Raw genomic sequence first — 452 nt, forward strand, 5'->3', positions numbered from 1 at the left:
CGGCACGCAGCCGATACTGGAACACCATCAGGAAGCCGGAGAGCAGGATGAACAGGTCGACGCCCAGATCCGGCTTGCTCAGCACCGGCAGGCGGAAGCCGGTCAGGATCACCAGGTGCCCGAACAGCACCCAGAGCGCCGCCAGCCCGCGCAGGCCGTCGAGACACGCGACTCGTCGGATGTCGACTTGCCGAATGTCCATCGCGCACCTCCCATGCCGCTTCTCGGCGCGACAGCCGTATCCGGAGCCTGGACCGGCGCGCAAGCCTGCCCGATCGGCCAGCTGCCCAGCGCCACGGCCCGGTCGCCAGCCCCGCCATCTCCGTCCGGACGAAGATGGCGAGGGACGGAATATGATGCCCAGCCAGGAAAAGGCCCAAGCGGGCCCTTGAAACTATGTCCGTCATCCCCGCGCAGGTGGGGATGACGGTAGAGAAGCGGGATGACGCCAG

At 67.5% G+C, this 452-nt stretch carries 1 pseudogene; it reads right to left on the reverse strand.

From position 1 onward, the window contains the following. Positions 1 to 202 (reverse strand): annotated as a pseudogene (locus I6A82_RS14460) (hypothetical protein); the annotation flags it as partial. Positions 203 to 452 lie beyond the last annotated feature (250 nt).

Source organism: Novosphingopyxis sp. YJ-S2-01 (assembly GCF_016093175.1).
Classification (GTDB): domain Bacteria; phylum Pseudomonadota; class Alphaproteobacteria; order Sphingomonadales; family Sphingomonadaceae; genus Novosphingopyxis; species Novosphingopyxis iocasae.